This window comes from Rhodococcus sp. NS-SX18, from assembly GCF_057367935.1.
On the sequence record NZ_CM170633.1, the window covers coordinates 2,079,581 to 2,095,430 of the forward strand.

The 15,850-nt window shown below is 70.5% G+C and carries 17 protein-coding genes; 8 read left to right on the plus strand and 9 right to left on the minus strand.

The features are described 5' to 3' along the window. Positions 1-44: 44 nt before the first annotated feature. The gene (locus tag AC2IPW_RS09705; protein WP_003937120.1) at positions 45-479 is read left to right on the plus strand and encodes an acyl-CoA thioesterase; all 435 of its coding nucleotides are present in this window, start codon (positions 45-47) and stop codon (positions 477-479) included. After that, positions 472-1,176: a DUF8010 domain-containing protein gene (locus tag AC2IPW_RS09710; protein WP_486376773.1), complete on the plus strand. Its 705-nt coding sequence runs from the start codon at positions 472-474 to the stop codon at positions 1,174-1,176. Before AC2IPW_RS09705 ends, AC2IPW_RS09710 begins: the two co-directional genes overlap by 8 nt. Here the strand turns inward: AC2IPW_RS09710 and AC2IPW_RS09715 are convergent. The 3 genes from AC2IPW_RS09715 to AC2IPW_RS09725 all read right to left on the minus strand — a co-directional run bounded on the left by AC2IPW_RS09715 (position 1,163) and on the right by AC2IPW_RS09725 (position 4,117). Further along, positions 1,163-2,083 carry an EamA family transporter gene (locus AC2IPW_RS09715; protein ID WP_486376774.1) on the minus strand — a complete coding sequence of 307 codons (921 nt, stop codon included), beginning with the start codon at positions 2,081-2,083 and terminating at the stop codon, positions 1,163-1,165. The two genes, AC2IPW_RS09710 and AC2IPW_RS09715, sit on opposite strands and share 14 nt — an antisense overlap. Next, positions 2,071-3,660, minus strand: coding sequence for a glycoside hydrolase family 13 protein (locus tag AC2IPW_RS09720; protein WP_486376775.1), 1,590 nt, complete (start codon positions 3,658-3,660; stop codon positions 2,071-2,073). Before AC2IPW_RS09720 ends, AC2IPW_RS09715 begins: the two co-directional genes overlap by 13 nt. A 64-nt stretch (positions 3,661-3,724) precedes the next feature. Beyond that, positions 3,725-4,117 carry a globin gene (locus tag AC2IPW_RS09725; protein ID WP_003937124.1) on the minus strand — a complete coding sequence of 131 codons (393 nt, stop codon included), beginning with the start codon at positions 4,115-4,117 and terminating at the stop codon, positions 3,725-3,727. 174 nt (positions 4,118-4,291) lie between these two features. On the opposite strand from AC2IPW_RS09725, the gene AC2IPW_RS09730 reads away from it, so the two are divergent. From AC2IPW_RS09730 to AC2IPW_RS09740, 3 genes are all read left to right on the plus strand, one after another. Further along, positions 4,292-4,915: an HNH endonuclease gene (locus tag AC2IPW_RS09730; RefSeq protein ID WP_003937125.1), complete on the plus strand. Its 624-nt coding sequence runs from the start codon at positions 4,292-4,294 to the stop codon at positions 4,913-4,915. Between the two features lie 64 nt (positions 4,916-4,979). Continuing rightward, complete coding sequence (gene ctaJ, locus AC2IPW_RS09735; protein ID WP_486376776.1) at positions 4,980-5,243, plus strand: aa3-type cytochrome oxidase subunit CtaJ; 264 nt, start codon at positions 4,980-4,982, stop codon at positions 5,241-5,243. Further along, a complete protein-coding gene (locus AC2IPW_RS09740; protein WP_040782710.1) occupies positions 5,230-5,706 on the plus strand; it encodes a DUF5130 family protein in 477 nt (158 codons plus the stop codon). Before ctaJ ends, AC2IPW_RS09740 begins: the two co-directional genes overlap by 14 nt. Before the next feature lie 82 nt (positions 5,707-5,788). On the opposite strand, the gene pepN is transcribed toward AC2IPW_RS09740, so the two are convergent. Further along, entirely contained in the window at positions 5,789-8,371 is a 2,583-nt protein-coding gene (pepN, locus tag AC2IPW_RS09745; RefSeq protein WP_371383335.1) for an aminopeptidase N, read from the minus strand. A 62-nt stretch (positions 8,372-8,433) separates the two neighbouring features. Further along, positions 8,434-9,678, minus strand: a complete 1,245-nt coding sequence (locus tag AC2IPW_RS09750; protein WP_486376777.1) for an NAD(P)/FAD-dependent oxidoreductase — start codon at positions 9,676-9,678, stop codon at positions 8,434-8,436. A gap of 139 nt (positions 9,679-9,817) precedes the next feature. On the opposite strand from AC2IPW_RS09750, the gene AC2IPW_RS09755 reads away from it, so the two are divergent. The 3 genes from AC2IPW_RS09755 to AC2IPW_RS09765 are packed head-to-tail and all read left to right on the plus strand — an operon-like array spanning position 9,818 to position 11,763. After that, entirely contained in the window at positions 9,818-10,438 is a 621-nt protein-coding gene (locus tag AC2IPW_RS09755) for a mycothiol-dependent nitroreductase Rv2466c family protein (RefSeq protein ID WP_289377761.1), read from the plus strand. A 27-nt stretch (positions 10,439-10,465) separates the two neighbouring features. After that, positions 10,466-10,945, plus strand: coding sequence for a ribose-5-phosphate isomerase (locus AC2IPW_RS09760; RefSeq protein ID WP_003937131.1), 480 nt, complete (start codon positions 10,466-10,468; stop codon positions 10,943-10,945). Between the two features lie 20 nt (positions 10,946-10,965). After that, positions 10,966-11,763, plus strand: coding sequence for an Fpg/Nei family DNA glycosylase (locus tag AC2IPW_RS09765; protein WP_486376778.1), 798 nt, complete (start codon positions 10,966-10,968; stop codon positions 11,761-11,763). On the opposite strand, the gene AC2IPW_RS09770 is transcribed toward AC2IPW_RS09765, so the two are convergent. The 4 genes from AC2IPW_RS09770 to AC2IPW_RS09785 form a co-directional block, all read right to left on the minus strand. After that, complete coding sequence (locus AC2IPW_RS09770) at positions 11,760-12,551, minus strand: hypothetical protein (protein WP_054375160.1); 792 nt, start codon at positions 12,549-12,551, stop codon at positions 11,760-11,762. The genes AC2IPW_RS09765 and AC2IPW_RS09770 overlap by 4 nt on opposite strands. A gap of 51 nt (positions 12,552-12,602) precedes the next feature. Next, positions 12,603-13,976, minus strand: a complete 1,374-nt coding sequence (locus AC2IPW_RS09775) for a wax ester/triacylglycerol synthase domain-containing protein (protein ID WP_486376779.1) — start codon at positions 13,974-13,976, stop codon at positions 12,603-12,605. A gap of 166 nt (positions 13,977-14,142) precedes the next feature. Continuing rightward, a complete protein-coding gene (locus AC2IPW_RS09780) occupies positions 14,143-15,021 on the minus strand; it encodes a sulfite exporter TauE/SafE family protein (RefSeq protein WP_054375158.1) in 879 nt (292 codons plus the stop codon). A 2-nt stretch (positions 15,022-15,023) separates the two neighbouring features. Beyond that, positions 15,024-15,623, minus strand: a complete 600-nt coding sequence (locus AC2IPW_RS09785; protein WP_416063338.1) for a rhodanese-like domain-containing protein — start codon at positions 15,621-15,623, stop codon at positions 15,024-15,026. Between the last annotated feature and the right edge of the window lie 227 nt (positions 15,624-15,850).

Genomic DNA, 15,850 nt, shown 5'->3' on the forward strand with positions numbered 1-15,850 from the left:
AAGCACGCCGGGGCCGACCACCGTGGAGCCGTGGGGACCGCGCAGTGAGCGACGCGACCGAGCAGTTCGGGTTCCACACCGCGGTGGAGGTGCGCTGGTCCGACATGGACGCGTTCCAGCACATCAACCACGCGCGCATGGTCACCCTCCTCGAGGAGGCCCGCATCCCGTGGTTGTTCGCCGACGGCCGGCCCACCGTGAACCTGCGGGAAGGCGCCGTGATCGCCGACCTGCACGTGCGGTACCGCGGCCAGTTGCGGCACGAGGACAGCCCCCTGGACGTGCTGATGTGGATCGAGCGGGTGCGGGCGGTCGACTTCACCATCGGCTACGAGGTCCGGCCCGGCGGCGCGCCGGCCGATGCCACGCCCTCCGTCGTCGCCTCGACCCAGATCGCGGCGTTCGACATCGGAACCCAGCGGCTGCGCCGGCTCACCGATCCCGAGCGCGAATACCTGCAACGGTGGCGTCGTGACTGACGCCGTCGGAGCGACCGGGACGACACCCGAACGCTGGTTGCAGGTCCCGGACCCGGCCGATCGTGCCGACCTCGTCGCGTTCCTCACCCGTGCGGTCCGCCTCGACGAGGCCGCCGTGGTGCGGCTGCGGCAACGGCACGACGGCCTCCTCTCGGCGTGGGTGAACACCGGGTTCGACGCCCTCGCGGTCCGGGTGCTGCGCGGCACGGTCGCCCCGCCGGACACGACCGTCGCCGCGGACGGGCTGCGCACCGGCCTGCTCGCCGCCGGCGGCGACGGGGTGGATCCCGGGTGGGCGATGGACTCGGTGTGGCGCGGCGCGCTGCCCCCGGAAACCGGATACGTCCACCTCGACGACGTTCCCGCCCGCATCCTCGTGGACCTCGCGCAGCGCGGCGTCGCGCTCAGTCGCGAGCAGGGACAGGGACCGCCGTCGTCGCTGCTCGCGCAGGAGGTGCTCGAAGTCGCCGGTGGGGGCGAGCGGGCCGGGGTGCCGATGCGGCTGGTGTTCGCGCTCAACGCGATGGGGTTCGTGCCCACGGGCGGTGCCCGCGCGACGGCGGAGATCGACCTGGACCGGATCGATCCGGCCGAGGTGGTGCGCGTGCGGGCGACGGCGACGTGGCTGCGGCTCGACGCCCGTTACGGATCGGTCTACCTCCGTCGCGGGGGTGGTCTCGGCCTCAGCGTGCGCTGACGCCGCCGAGGTTCCGGCCCAGCAGCATCAGCGCCGTGACCACGACCACCGTCCCCGCGAAGGCCACCGGCTCCAGTCGCTCGCCGAGCACCAGCACGCCGAGCACGGCCGCGACCACCGGCTCCGCGAGCGTGAGCGTTGCCGCCGCCGCCGGCGTCAGCCGGCGCAGGCCCCGTGCGAACAGCAGGTAGGCGAGGACCGTGGGGACGAGGGCGAGATAGACGACGGTCGTCGCACCGGCCACGCTGTCGAGCCCGCCCGGCCACCGGGCCGACAGGATCGCCGCCATCGGCACCGCCGCCACCCCGAACATCGCACCCATGGATCCGGCCGGGGTGGCGCCGCGGGCGAGCAGGGCCGCACCCGCGACGGTGTACGTCGCGAAGCCCAGGCCGGCCGCGAGCGCGGGCAGGGCCCCGGCCGCGACGGATCCGGCGCTCCCCGAGGCGCCGTCGCCCGATCCGGCGACGAGGAGGACGAGCCCGACGACCGCGATCGCCGTCGACACCGCCCATACGCGGCCGGGGTGGCGCCGGGACACCAGCCACTGCAGCAGCCCGGCGAACGCCGGCCCGGACCCGAGCGCGATCATGGTGCCTGCGGCGACGCCCGCGGTCTGTACCGCGGTGAAGAATCCCAGTTGATACATCACCACGCCGCCGGCGCCGAGCAGCGTCGGCAGCCGACGTCCCGGCGGGAACAGCGGGCCGCGCGGCCACGCGAACAAGGCGAGCACCGTGCCGGCCAGCACGATGCGGCCCGCCCCGACCGCGACGGCGTCCAGCGGGGCGCCGAGCGCACGTGAACCCAGGGCCTGCGCGGTCCCCGTCGTCCCGAACAGCGCGGACGCCGCCAGCACCAGGGCGACTGCGCCCGCCGGCGTGCGGTGGGCCGTCAGATCAGCCACGCCGCGCAGTTGCCGCGCAGCTGTCCGTCCACGAGCGGCGCGCTGGACAGGATCACCGTGCCCGGCGGCATCTCCACCGGGTGCTCGGTGGTGTTCAGAGCGCAGATCAGCCCACCGGGCCGGCGGAAGGCCAGGCATCCGGGTGGGCTGCCGTACCACTCCACGTCGGGGCCGTCGAACTCCGGCCGTTGCCGCCGCGCCTCGAGCGCCGCCCGGTACAGCGACAGAGTGGACGAGACGTCCTCGAGCTGCGCCTCGACGGTCAGCTCGGACCACGCGTCCGGCTGCGGCAGCCACGTCTGCGCTGCGGTGGTGAAGCCGAACGGCGGCCGGGTGCCCTCCCACGGCATGGGCACCCGGCACCCGTCCCGGCCGCGGTCGGTGTGCCCCGACCGCTCCCACACCGGGTCCTGCAGCACTTCCTCGGGCAGGTCGTCGACGTTGGGCAGACCGAGCTCGGCACCGTTGTAGAGGAAGGCCGCCCCGGGCAGTGCCAGCTCGACGAGGATCATCGCCCGCGCGCGGTCGCGCCCGAGCGGGCCGCCGCCGTAGCGCGTCACCTCGCGCTCGATGTCGTGATTGGACAGCGTCCACGTCGCAATCCCGCCGATGGGTGCGACCGCGGCGAGCGACGTGTCGATCGCCTCCCGGATCCGGGCGGCGTCCCAGCTCGCGAGCGCCAGATGGAAGTTGAACGCCAGGTGCAGTTCGTCGGGGCGCAGGTACTCGGAGAACAGCACATGGTCGTGCACCCAGATCTCGCCGACGGCCACCGCGTCCGGGTACTCGTCGAGCACCGAGCGGATCCGGCGGTGGATGTCGTGGACCTCCGTGTTGTTGAACCGGGGATCGTCGTCGAAGTGCCGCAGCAGCCGGTTCTGTTCCCAGTGGTCGAAGTCGGGGAGCCCGCCGGGTTTGGCCATGCCGTGGGCGACGTCGATGCGGAAACCGTCGACGCCGCGGTCGAGCCAGAAGCGCAGGGTCTTCTCCAGGTCCTCGAACACCTCGTCGTTGTGCCAGTTCAGGTCCGGCTGCTCCGGCGCGAACAGGTGCAGGTACCACTGGCCGGGGGTGCCGTCGGGCTCGGTCACGCGGGACCACGCGGGGCCGCCGAACACACTCGGCCAGTTGTTCGGCGGCAGGTCCCCGTTCGGACCGCGTCCGTCCCGGAAGTGGTATCGGGCCCGCGCGGGGCTGTCGGACGCGGCGGCCAGGGCCTCCCGGAACCAGGGATGTTCGGAGCTCGTGTGGTTGGGCACCAGATCCATCACGACCCGGATCCGGCGTGCGTGGGCGGCCTCGATCAGGGCGTCGAGGGCGGCCAGGTCGCCGAACAGGGGGTCGACGTCGCGTGGATCGGACACGTCGTAGCCGTGGTCGGCCATCGGTGAGCGCATCACCGGGTTCAGCCAGATCGCGTCGACTCCCAGCAGCTCCAGGTATCCGAGCTTGTCGCGGATCCCGTCGAGGTCGCCGACGCCGTCTCCGTCGGAGTCGGCGAACGAGCGGGGGTACACCTGGTAGAAGACGGCGTCCGCCCACCAGCGTTGTTCGGGGGTGCCGGAGGGAGTGCTCACAGCCACCCATAGTGCCAAACCGACAGGTGGGCCACGACTCGAACGTCGCCGCCCCGGTCCGTCGTCAGATCGGCGAGTTCATCATCGAGTCCGCCGCCATCTCCATGTACGCGATCAACTGGCGGCGGTGCGCGTCGTCGAGCGTCTGCGAATCGATCGAGGCGATGGCGGTATGCATGCAGCGCAACCAGGCGTCGCGTTCGAGCGGACCGATCCGGAACGGGTGGTGACGCATTCGCAGCCGCGGGTGCCCGCGCTCGTCCGAGTAGGTGCGTGGTCCGCCCCAGTACTGCTCGAGGAACATCCGCATGCGACGTTCCGCCGGGCCGAGGTCCTCCTCGGGGTACAGCGGGCGGACGATCTCGTCCTTGGCCACTTCCTCGTAGAACCGCGCCGTGAGCTTGTGGAAGGTCTCGGCGCCGCCGACCGCGTCGTAGAAGGTCTGCTCGTCACTCATAGGTTCTGCTCACCGTTCCTCTCGCTCGTCCATTGTGCCGGTTCGGCGGGGACGCGCCGGAACCGCACGTCGCCGGTACCGGATGTTCACCTCCGGGACCCGGAAAGTCCGCAGAATCGGGGTGCGACGTGCGTAGATCCGTGGTCCACTTGTGAGCAGTCTTCCGGAGGTCGTATGAAGCACCGACGCAGCGCACATCGACAACTCCCGCCCGCCGACGCCCTTGTCGGGGCGCCGGGGGCCAACTCCCTGTGTGTCGTACGCGACGACGCCGTCCCCGATTGGGTCAAACGCCGCGTACTTCTGCTCAATGCCACCTACGAACCGCTCACCGCGTTGCCCGCCCGTCGTGCGGTGGTGCTCATGGCCGGCGGTAAGGCCGACACCGTGCACGACGATCCGCTCGGCCCGCTGGTGCGGTCCGCGGAGTGGGCCGTGCAGATCCCGTGGGTGATCCGCCTGCGAACCTTCGTGCACGTGCCGTACCACGCGCGGGTACCGATGACGCGTGCCGCGCTCATGCACCGCGACCGGAATCGGTGCGCCTACTGCGGCGCCAAGGCCGAGACGATCGACCATGTGGTGCCGCGCAGCCGCGGAGGGGACCACTCGTGGGAGAACTGCGTCGCGTGCTGCGCGTCGTGCAACCACCGCAAGGCCGACAAGCTGCTCAGCGAACTCGGCTGGACGCTGCGGGCTGCGCTCGTGCCCCCCAAGGGCCGGCACTGGCGGCTGCTGGCGACGCTGCCCGAGCTGCATCCGACCTGGTTGCCGTACCTCGGTGAGGGCGCGGCCTGACGGACGTCGCCGCAAGTCGGGGCAAGCGCGCCGGGATCGGACATGCTGGGCTACCGTTTGCGGTGTGAGCATTCTCGAGACAACCCTCATATTCGTTGCCATCCCGGTGGCGATCATCGTGATATTCGGGGTCTTCTCCGTCTTCACGAAGCCGATCCCGGGCACGCGGCCCGCCGAGTACAAGCTCGGGGAGAAGTGGGACCACGAGCCGATGCTGTGGAGCGCGGTCGACGAGGTCACCACGCACGACCACCACGGTGGGCATCATGAACTCGTCGCCGGTGCGCCGGTCGACCCGATCGGAGGTAGGGCAAGTGGCAAGTGGTGACGTGATGCACAGCCGGACGGCTGTCGCTCCCGCGGAGCTGCCGTACGGTGCGGCCCTGACGTCGAGTGGCCGGATCTCCCGGACCCGCGTCCTCGACGGCCTGTTCGAGGGTCCGCCGTTCAGCGACCGCGACATGATCGATCTCGACGATGCGCTCACCGAGGCCACCCGGGCGACCAAGGTGCGCTTCAACGTGTACGTCGCGGACGCCGCAGATCCGGCGGTCACGACCGACGCGGTGTTCCCGACCACGCCGGAATCGTCGAACTCGGTGCTCGTCGCCGTGTACCCGAACCAGCGCGCCATCGAGATCCGCAGCGGACGCGGCGTCGCGGACCGCGTCGACAACCGGATCGCGCAGCTCGGCGTGACCGCGGCGATCTCGTCCTTCGGGCAGGGCGACCTGATCGACGGCATCATCAGCGCGATCCGCGTCATGGCGAACGCGATCACCGCGCCGTAGAGCCCTCCCTCGCTGTGGCCGAATGTCACACCGGATCGATTCCATCGACCGGATGTGACATTCGGCCACATGCGTACGGCGGCTAGGACGCGTCGAACGCCCGGGCCTTCAGCGACCGGACGATCCCCGCGCGACCCTCGCTGATCAGCCGGCGCAGGGCCGGCGGGTGATCACCGGCGAGGAACTCGTCGGCCGCCGCCACCGACGACTCGCTGATCGACCACGACGGGTACAGCCCCACGACGACGGTCTGCGCGACCTCGCTGGAGCGACGCTCCCACACGCCCGGCACGTCGGCGAAGTACCGCGCGACGTATCGTTCGAGCAGCTCACCCTGCCCGGCCGGCGCGAAGCCGCCGATGATCGCGCGGGCGGTGATGTTCGGGATCGAATCGTCGCCCACCACCGCGTCCCACACCTGCTCCTTGACGGCCTCCTGCGGCCGCGCCGCCCGCGCGGTGGCAGCCTGGCGCGCACCGGCCGCCGTCGGATCGCGCTCGGCCTCGGCATCGATGAACGGCGACTCGACCCCCTCGGCGTCGATCTCCCCGGCCGCGGCCAGCGCCTGCACGATCCGCCACCGCAGATCCGTGTCGACGACCAGCCCGCCCAGCCCGACGTTCGCCGGATCGGCACCGAGCAGCTCGCCGAGCACTTCGGTGTGCCACGGCGCGAGCCGGGCCGTGGTCAGCGCGTTGACGAACGCGAGCTGATGGTCCGAGCCGGGCTGCGCCTCGCGGGCCAGTTCCAGCAGCCGGTTCGCGTAGTCGTTCCAGCCCCGCTCGGTCGCCCAGCCCGGGTCGGCGTAGCTGCCGAGCGCGGTGTGCGCCTGCATCAACAGGCGCTGCACCACGCCGACCTCCGTCTCGGTCGCGATACCGCGCTGCACCAGCGCCACGAAGTCGCGGGCCTTCATCTCTGCCTGCCGGGTCATCTCCCATGCGGCGGACCATGCCAGGGTGCGCGGCAGCGGCTCGGCGATGTCGCCGATCCGGTCCGTGAGCACCTCGAGCGACCGGGGATCGAGGCGCACCGAGCAGTAGGTGAGGTCGTCGTCGTTGACGAGCACGAGCCGGCCGCGGTCCACTCCGACGAGCTCCGGCACCTCGGTGCGCTCGGTGGCGTCGAGATCGATCTCGACGCGGTGCGTGCGGAGCAGCTTGCCCGAGCCGTCGTCGTCGTAGACCCCGATCGCGAGCCGGTGCACCCGGTGTTCCCCGGCGCCCGGCTCGGCCCCCTCCTGGATCACCGCGAAGCGGGTGAACCGCCCGTCGTCGTCGACGTCGAAGTCGGGGCGCAGGATGTTCAGGCCGGTGGTCTTGAGCCACTGGGCGCCCCATCCCGACAGGTCCCGGCCGGACGACTTCTCCAGCGCCGCCAGCAGGTCGTCGAACGTGGCATTGGCGAACGCGTGCTCGCGGAAGTACTCCCGCAGGCCCGCCAGGAACGGTTCCTCGCCGACGTAGGCGACGAGCTGCTTGAGCACGGACGCGCCCTTGGCGTAGGTGATGCCGTCGAAGTTGACCTCCACCGCCGCGAGGTCGGGGATGTCCGCGGCGATCGGATGGGTCGAGGGCAGCTGGTCCTGGCGGTAGGCCCACGACTTCTCGACGTTCGCGAACGTGGTCCACGCGTTCGTGTACTCGGTGGCCCGCGACTGGCACAGCACCGACGCGAAGGTCGCGAACGACTCGTTGAGCCACAGGTCGTCCCACCAGCGCATGGTCACCAGGTCGCCGAACCACATGTGCGCCATCTCGTGCAGCACCGTCTCGGCGCGGCGTTCGTACGAGTAGCGGGTGACCTTGGAACGGAAGACGTAGTCCTCGAGGAACGTCACCGCGCCGGCGTTCTCCATCGCGCCGGCGTTGAACTCGGGGACGAACAGCTGGTCGTACTTGCCGAACGCGTAGGGCAGGCCGAAGTTCTCGTGGTAGAACGCGAAGCCCTGCTTGGTTTCGGTGAACAGCCGGTCGGCGTCCATGAACTCCGCCAGCGAGGCGCGGCAGTAGATGCCGAGGGGGATGGTGCCGTGTTCGTCGGTGTAGATGTCGGTCCACTGCGCGTACGGCCCGGCGATCAGCGCGACGAGGTAGGTGCTCATCCGCGGGGTGGTACGGAAGACGTGCCGGCCCGGCTCCGCGGCGACGTTGTGCACGGTCTCGGAATTGGAGATCACCGACCAGTCCGCAGGGGCCGTGACCGCGATGTCGAACGTGGCTTTGAGGTCCGGCTGGTCGAAGCACGCGAACATCCGCTTGGCGTCGGCCGTCTCGAACTGCGAGTACAGGTAGACCGCGCCGTCGGTGGGGTCGACGAACCGGTGCAGGCCCTCGCCGGTGTTCGTGTAGAGGCAGTCCGCCTCGACGACGAGCTCGTTGCGCGCGGCCAGTCCGCTCAGCGCGATCCCGTTCTCCTCGGTGTATCCGGAGACGTCGACGGGCGTGCCGTTGAGGGTGGCCGAGTGCACGGACTGCGCGATCAGGTCGACGAAGGTCGACGCGCCGTCCGTCGCGTCGAATGTGACGGTAGTGGTCGAACGGAACGTGGTCGTTCCCGGAGCGCCCGCGCCGTCGGTCAGGTCCAGCTCGATGCGGTAGTTGTCGACGGTCAGGACCGCGGACCGCTCGGCCGCCTGCTCGCGGGTCAGATTCGGTGGTGCCACGGAAAACTCCTTCTCACGACGGGATGCGACTCGGGTGCCATCCCATCATGTGAGGGACCGGTTCACCCGGCGACCTCCGCGAGCGGCACCTGCGGATCGGAGAGCCGGTGCGGGTCGACGGATTCGCCGGAGGAGATCAGCGCGCGGATGTCGTCGCCCGCGTCCCAGATGTTGACGTTCATCCCGGCGCAGACCCGGCCCGCCGCATCGAGCCAGAACGCGAGGAACTGCCGGGAGCCGACGTCGCCGCGGGTGATCACCCGCGCCTCGGCGGGTGCGTGTCCGACGTACTCCATGCCGAGGTCGTACTGGTCGGTGAAGAAGTAGGGCAGGCGGTCGTAGGAGGCGGGCCGGCCCAGCATGGTGGCGGCCGCGACGTCGGGCTGGTTGAGCGCGTTGGCCCAGTGTTCGACCCGGATCCGGGTCCGCAGCAGCGGATGCTCGGCGGCGGCGATGTCGCCGACCGCGACGATGTCGGGATCGCTCGTCGCAAGGGATGCATCGACCGCCACGCCGTCGTTCGCCACGGTCAGTCCCGCATCGCGGGCGAGTTCGACGTTGGGCTGCGCCCCCACGGCGACGAGGACCGCGTCGGCCCGGATGTCGGTGCCGTCGCCGAGGCGCAGCCCGGTGGCGCGGCCGTCGACGGTGAGAATCTCCGACACCGTCGTCGAGAGACGCAGGTCCACCCCGTGGCTCCGGTGCAGGTCCGCGAACACCGCGCCCATCTGCTCGCCGAGAGCGCCGGACAGCGGCTGGGCGGCACTCTCGACGACGGTCACGTCGGCGCCGTGTCCGCGCGCCCCGGCCGCGATCTCGAGTCCGATCCAGCCGGCGCCGACGATGGCCAGGTGCGGCGCCGGACCCGCGTCGCGACGGATCGCGGCGAGCAGCGCGTCGGACTGCTCGACGGTGCGCAACAGGTGCACGCCCGCGGCGTCGATGCCCGGCAGCGGGATATACCGCGGGCGCGAGCCGGTCGCGAGGGCGAGCTTGTCGTAGCGCACGGTGGAACCGTCGGGCAGGGTGACGGTGTGGGCGCCCGGGTCGAGGGCGGTGACGGTCACACCGAGTTCGACCTCGACCCGGTGGTCGCGATACCAGTCACCGTGCTGCACGGTGAACTCCTCGAGCCGCTTCGTGCCGGCGAAGTACTCCTTCGACAGCGGAGGCCGCTCGTAGGGGAGGTGCTCCTCCTCACCCAGGAGAAGGATCCGGCCGGGGAAGTCGCGGGCGCGCAGCTGCTCGGCCGTCTTGGCTCCGGCGAGCCCGCCTCCGACGATGACGAAGAGCTTCTCGTTGGACATCGCGCATCCCCGTTCCGTGCGGCACCGGTCCTTCGACGGTACGTCGGTGGGGGCGCGGGAACCGGCGGTTCGGGAAGAATTCGGCAAGGGCCGGTGTTGAATCGGACCGTAGTCCGAATTTCTGCAGCGAGGAGACCCCGTGAGCGACCCGATCTCGAAGGACACCGCCGACTTCTGGTTCGACCCGTTGTGCCCGTGGTGCTGGATCACCTCGCGCTGGATCCTCGAGGTGGCGCAGGTCCGCGACATCGAGGCGAAGTTCCACGTCATGAGTCTGGCCGTGCTCAACGAGGGCAAGGATGACCTGCCCGAGAACTACCGCGAGCTGATGACGCGGGCCTGGGGTCCGGTGCGCGTGGCGATCGCCGCGGCGCAGAAGTACGGCGACGCGGTCCTCGAACCGCTGTACACCGCGATGGGCACGCAGATCCACAACGAGGGCAACAAGGATCTCCCGGCGGTGATCGCCAAGTCCCTCGCCGACCTGGGCCTGGATCCGGACCTCGCGCGCGCGGCCGACACCGACGCCTACGACGAGGCGCTGCGCGCCAGCCACGCCGCCGGCATGGACGCGGTCGGTCCGGATGTCGGCACGCCGACCATCCATGTCAACGGCGTGGCGTTCTTCGGCCCGGTCCTCTCGCGGATCCCGCGCGGCGAGGAGGCCGGCCGGATGTGGGACGGGGTGGTGGCCATGGCGTCGTACCCGCACTTCTTCGAACTCAAGCGCACTCGCACCGAGGACCCGAGCTTCGAATAGGCGCCTCCGCCGCCTATTCTCGACGCCATGCGCGTTTACCTGGGTGCCGACCACGCCGGCTTCGAACGTAAGAACCAGATCATGGAACACCTCACCGCCAACGGCCACGAGGCCGTCGACTGCGGCGCGTACGAGTACGACGCCGTCGACGACTACCCGGCGTTCTGCATCGAAGCCGCCCGCCGCGTCGTCGCCGACGAAGGCAGCCTCGGCATCGTCCTCGGCGGCAGCGGCAACGGCGAGCAGATCGCGGCGAACAAGGTGCCGGGAGCCCGCTGTGCCCTCGCGTGGAGCGTGGAGACCGCCCAGTTGGCCCGCGAGCACAACAACGCGCAGCTCATCGGCATCGGTGGGCGCATGCACAGCCTCGAGGAGGCGCTGGCCATCGTCGACGCGTTCGTCGCCACCCCGTGGTCGGGGGAGGAACGGCACCAGCGGCGTATCGACATCCTGAGCGAGTACGAGAAGACCGGGCAGGCCCCCGAAGTTCCCGGGGCGCCGTCCTGACGAACGGAGCCTGATCGACCGTGCCGGAGGGACCATCCCTGCACCGGCTCGCCCGGTTGCACCAGCGGCGTTTCGCGGGTGCGCCCCTGCGGGTGTCGAGCCCGCAGGGGCGCTTCGCCGACGATGCGGCGCTCGTCGACGGCCGGGTGCTGCTCCGCGCCGAGGCGCTCGGCAAGCACCTGTGGCACCACTACGACAACGGCCTGACGGTGCACGTGCACCTGGGTCTGTACGGCTCGTTCACGGAGGCGCCGGTCCCGCTGCCGGACCCGGTCGGGCAGGTACGGATGCGCATGGTCGGCGCCGAGTACGGCACCGACCTGCGCGGCCCCACCGCATGCGAGGTCCTCACCCTGGACGAGGTGGCGGCGATCGCCGCGCGGATCGGCCCCGACCCGTTGCGGCGGGATGCCGACCCCGAGCGGGCGTGGGCGCGAATCTGCAAGTCCCGCAGCGCCATCGGCTCGCTGCTCATGGATCAGTCGGTGATCTCTGGGGTGGGTAACATCTACCGGGCGGAAGTCCTGTTCCGGCACGGCATCCATCCGCAGCGCCCGGGCCGTGATCTCACCCGAGCCGAATTCGACGGCATCTGGGACGATCTCGTCGTTCTGATGCGGACGGGGGTGCGACGCGGCGCGATCCACGTCGTGCGACGCGAACACGACCACGGGGCACCGGCCTACGCGAAGGGCCGTCCGCGGACCTACGTCTACCGTCGTGCCGGTGAGCCCTGCCGGTTGTGCACCACACCCGTGCTGCACTCGATCATGCAGGGCCGCAACCTGTTCTGGTGCCCCGCCTGCCAGACGGGCTAGAAGTCGAAACCGCCGAAGTCGCCGCCGGCCCCGAAGTCGCTCCCGCCGTAGTCGCCACCGCCGTAGTCCCCACCGGCGTCGCCGTAGTCGCCACCGCCGTAGTCCCCGCCGTCCTGACCGGCCTCGAGCCCCTGGTCGTATCCGGAGTCGAAGCCCTGCTCGAACGCCTGCGCGTCGTACGGCACCCCGGCCATGCCGGAGAACAACGCCGAGAACAGCAGCATCGATCCGACACCCCACGCCCCCGCGACGAGGGCGGGCTTCCACCAAGGCTCCGAGTACCAGCCCGCCGGTACGGGCCGGCCCGCGACGCGACCGCCCGGAAAGTAGTTCGGGGTACGCGACGACGGGGCGGGGGAGGCCGCCACCTTGCGTCCCTCGAAATCGATCTCGCGATTCTCGGTCACGCGGCCGGCCGTCTGCTGGCCGTCGAGGGTGGGGATTTCGGGACCGGGGTCCATTCCCATCGCGAGGCGAGCGGCGCGGATGTAGTACAGCCCCTCGAGAGCGGTCTGCTTGGCCAGCCGCGCCTGCACCGGCGTTCGGGCCTGCTCGATCTGCGATCCGGCGGCGGTGTAGCGCTCGGACGCATCGGCGAGCGCCTGCTTGGACGCGGCGTCCGTGCCGGTGAGGTTGTAGATCTGTCCGCCGAGCCGCTCGATGGCCTGGCGGGCGTCGGCCTTCGCGTCGTCGAGTTGGTGGGCACCGCGCCCCGACTTGTTCCGCTGCGCCGCGGACACCAGGAACACGACGGCGACGAGGACGGCGACGATCAGCAGGAGTTCCACGGCGGTCCCTTCCGGCGGACTGGACGGTCACCGTCCAGCGTACCGGCGGGCTCAGGCGTCGAGGACGGCGTGGAATCCGTCGCGCATGCAGTCGTCGAACACCTCGAGGTCCGGAACCGCCCCGGTGTCGAGAGTGAACCCGACGCAGCACGTGTGCAGATACGACATCAGGGTGACGTTGAACGCGGAGCCGAGGGTGGGACCGAACGCGTAGTACCGTTCCACCTTCGCGCCGGCCATGTACAGCGGCACCGGCGACCCCGGCACGTTCGAGGCGAGGAAGTCGACGTGCTTGAGCATCTCGCCGACGACAGCCGGGGGGAGCAGATTCAGTGGGGTGGCGAGGGCCTGTGCCATCGGCACCGCGGGCTCGTGCCGCCAGCCTTCGACGATCTTGTTCACCTCCTGCATGAGGGTGAGGGGATCGTCGGAGCGTACGGGCAGCGGGAAACGCGCGAGGTTGATCCGGTTGCCGCCGAGAGTGTCGTGCTCGGTGCGGATGCTCAGCGGCATCGTCACCCGCAGCTCGTCGACGTCGGACCCGTGGCGATGGTGGTACTCGGCGAGGCCCACGAGGACGGCAGTGAGGAAGGCGCTGTTGAGGGTGGCGCCGCCGCGGTGAGCGGCATCGCGCAACCGGTCGAGCGGCACGTCGATCACGTGGAGCCGGCGGCTGAGCGTGCGCTGCGTCATGACGGGGGATTCGAGTCGCAGGATCGGGCGCAGGTAGCGGGCGACGGACGCCGCGACCCCCGCGGCACTACGAGCGGACCCGATCGGGTTCGTCACCACCGCCCGGGTGGTCGGCCAGATCGAGGCCAGCCCGCGTCCCGCCAGACCACGGATCTGAGACCAGTCCCAGCCGATCGCCTCGGCGGCGAGATCCAGGCTGTCCGGCGATTCCGCGGCGGGCGGTTCCGGCGCCGGCTCGTGGGGCGTGCCGTCGCGGTCGAAGTCGACCAGCCGCGCAGTGATCTGCATACCGCCGATTCCGTCGGTGAGGGCGTGGTGCACCTTGATCAGCAGCGCAGCCTGGCCGCCGGCGAGTCCGTCGACCACCGTCATCTCCCACAGCGGCCGGTCCTTGTCGAACGCGGCCATGGCCGTGGTGCGGGCGAACTCGAGGACGTCGTCGAAGTTCGCCGGCCCGGGCAGGGAGACCCGGCGCATATGCCAGGACAGGTCGAAGTTCGCGTCCGCGACCCATCGTGGCGGCGCGAGACCGAAGGGCACCTCGACCACGCGACGGCGGAAGCTGGGCACCTCGCGGGTACCGCGGTCCATCATCTCGCACAGACGGTCCCAGTCGGGCGAGGCGTCGAGCAGCACCACGGCCACGATCGTCGAGCGCAGCGCGGGATCGCGTTCCATGCTCCAGGTGAGGTAGTCCGTCTGCTGCATGTGACGGTCGGCTGCGTTGCTCATCTCGGTAACTTCTCACACGGGCCGCCGGAACAGTCGGGTTTCGCTCCGGCCGCACCTCGGACCGGGACGGCATCACGGCCCGGCGCGGGAATCCGGAGCGGATACTCCGAACTCTAGGCGCCGGGCCGTGGTACCGATAGTGACTTTCGTCCGGATCATGAGGCCGTCAGGCGGCCGAGGTGGCGGCTTCCGTCCGTCGTCCGAGTCGCTGCAGGGGGCAGTGGTCGCTGCGGCTGCACGCGAAGGTGGTACCGGCGGCGACGAGGGTCAGTGCCGCCGCGGTGATGCCGACGAGGGGGTGGATCTCCTGGGCGAGGATGACCGAGGACATGATCAGGACGAACCAGCCGAAGGCCTTGCGCAGCGAGTCCGGGTCGACCATGGAGGTCAGGCGCCCGCCGATGAGGCTGCCGACGACGGCGGCGCCGGTGACCATCGCCGCCAGACGCCAGTCGATCTGCACGGTGGACAGGTAGCCGCCGAGCCCGGCGAAGGACTTCATGGCGATCACGATCAGTGAAGTGCCGACGGCGATGGGCATGGGCAGGCCGCCGAGCAGGGCGAGGGCCGGGACGACGAGGAAGCCGCCGCCGGCGCCGACGAGGCCGGTGACCAGGCCCACGACCACGCCGTCGAGGAGGATCTTGCCGACCGGCATCGAGTGCGTGCCGTCCGGAGCTGCGGTCTTGTTCTTGCGGCCGCGGAGCATTGCGATGGCGGTGGCGATCATCATCGCGGCGAAGGCGAGCAGCAGGATGCTGCCGGGAATGAAGCGCGAGAGCAGGCCGCCGGCGTAGGCACCGGCCATGCCGGCCAGGCCGAACAGGATGCCGGTGCGCCACTGGACGCGGCCTGCCCGCGCGTGGGAGATCGCGCCGACCGCGCTGGTGACGCCTACGACGAGCAGCGAGGTGGCGATGGCCTCCTTGGCGTCCATACCGGCGACGTACGCCAACAGCGGGACGGTGAGGATCGATCCACCGCCGCCGAGCAGTCCGAGGGTGACGCCGACGAGAACCGCCAGTGCAACGGTCAGCGCGATCATGATCAGTTCCTTTCGGCCGGAGCGGTCTTCGAATCGACCAGCTGGGCGACGATGGTCTGCGGATCACACGAGGCGCCGCGGTTGTAGGGCAGCTTGGACAGCAGCATGCCCATCGCGCAGGTGTTGGAGAGCGCGGCGAACGTGAGGCCGCCACCGACACCGGCGGCGAGCCACTTGAGCTTGGGGACCGCGATGCTGCCCAGGACGGAGCTCAGCACGAGGGAGCCGGCGACGAGGCGGACCTGCCGTTCGAGGTCCCAGCGCTCGACGCCGCGGTTGACGGAGAAACCGTTGGCTTCCCAGCCCGTCATGCCGCCCTCGAGGATGTGCACGTTGAACAGCCCGGAGGTGCGGAGGGTCTCTTCGGCCTGGGTGGCGCGCTGGCCCGACCGGCACACGAGGACGACGTTCTCGTCGAGGTGGGCGAGGAACTCGTCGCGGTGTTCGCGCAGCAGGTCCAGGGGGACGTTGTAGGCGCCGGGAATGTGCACGGACTCGAACTCACCGGGCGTGCGGACGTCCACGACGCGGACGTTCTTGCCGGAGTCGAGGAGTTCGCGCAGGGCGGTGGGATCGAGGGTGGCGGGACTCGGCTCGGTCATGGGGACCTTTCGGATCGGTGGCGGGAACGCAGTGGGCGATCGCCGTGGGCAATAAACCCCGGGGGGTATCTCGACGACCATGATAAGCATACGGGAGGGGGTATGTGCAAGGCGTGGGGATGCCCTGGGCCGCCCACATCCCGCGGTCGAGCCTGATACCCCCCGGGGTACTTGACATACCCATGGGGGTATGTGTCAGGATGGGGCCAACGCAGAACGCGACCGGT